Raw genomic sequence first — 1,451 nt, 5'->3', positions numbered from 1 at the left:
TGAACTGCACCCCAATTGTTAGACACAACTAACGATTGGAGGTGCAGTTTTTTCTATGACTAAATTTTCTACAGAAGATAAATTATCAGCGGTTCGTCGCTATTTAAATGGTAACGAAAGTTTTGCTGTGATTAGCTCGTCCATAGGCACAGCTAAATCTGAGGTGATTAAATGGGTACAACATTACCAACACCATGGTGTCGAAGCATTTATGAAATCCTATACAGGCTATTCAGTTCAGTTTAAACTAGACGTACTCAAGTATATGAATGAACAAGGGACGTCTATCAGGGAAACTGCTGCACGTTTTAACATCCCAACACATTCTTCGCTAATCCAATGGAAAAAGCAAGTGGAATGGCAGGGAATAGATGCCCTTAAACCAAAGAAAAAGGGGCGTCCATCCATGCAAAAGAAAAACCAGAACGCAAAAAAAGATCAACTACCTGGAAATGGATCACTAGAGGCATTACAAGCGGAGAATGAACGTTTACGTATGGAGAATGCCTATTTAAAAAAGTTGAATGCCTTAGTTCAAAGCAAGGAAAAATCACCAAGCAAGACAAAATCCAAGTCATCTACGAACTAAGGCATGAGTATCCGGTGAAAGCATTACTTAAACTGGCAGATATCTCGAGAAGTACGTATTATTACTACGTGAAAAAAATTGGACGTCCTGATTTCGATAAAGAACTGAAACAGTTGATCCAAACTATTTATGACGACCATGAAGGTCGTCTTGGTTACCGACGTATTCGGGATGAGCTACGAAATTGTGGGCACAAAGTTAATCACAAAAAAGTCCAGCGAATCATGAAAGAACTGGGTCTAAAAAGTCTAGTCCGCATGAAAAAATATCGCTCTTATAAAGGAACTGTCGGTAAGATTGCACCCAATCTTTTGGATCGCAACTTCAAAGCGGAAAAACCTTGTGAGAAGTGGGTTACGGATATATCCGAGATTAAATTATTGGGGGAAAAGCTATATTTCTCACCCATATTAGATTTGTTTAACGGCGAAATCATTGCCTATACCATTGGTTCAAGACCAAACTATTCCTTAGTTTCAACTATGTTAGAACAATCTTTTGAACAGCTAACCGATGACCATAATCTTATGATTCATTCGGATCAAGGCTGGCACTACCAAATGAAACAGTATCAACATACACTTGGTGAGCGTGGAATCACGCAAAGTATGTCCCGAAAAGGAAATTGCTACGATAATGCCGTGATAGAAAGTTTCTTTGGTACTCTGAAATCCGAACTGCTTTATCTAAAAGAATTTCACAGCATGGAACACTTTAAATCAGAACTAGCCAGCTATATCGAATATTATAATCACAAACGGATTAAGACAAAATTAAAAGGCATGAGCCCGGTACAATACCGAACTCATGCCCAGGCATCCGCCTAATTAAATGACATGTCTAACTTTATGGGGTCACTTCA

At 38.9% G+C, this 1,451-nt stretch carries 1 protein-coding gene; it reads left to right on the top strand.

Translation table 11 applies throughout. From position 1 onward, the window contains the following. Positions 1-55 precede the first annotated feature (55 nt). A protein-coding gene (locus C7R92_RS31570; RefSeq protein ID WP_106836863.1) for an IS3 family transposase occupies positions 56-1,416 on the top strand; the annotation gives its coding sequence in 2 pieces (ribosomal slippage) (positions 56-512 and positions 512-1,416; 1,362 coding nt in all). Positions 1,417-1,451 lie beyond the last annotated feature (35 nt).

The sequence above is a fragment of the Brevibacillus porteri genome, from assembly GCF_003013475.1.
Lineage (GTDB): Bacteria > Bacillota > Bacilli > Brevibacillales > Brevibacillaceae > Brevibacillus > Brevibacillus porteri.
The sequence above is the reverse complement of the archived record's forward strand: the minus strand, read 5'-3'. Positions and strand labels throughout refer to the sequence as shown.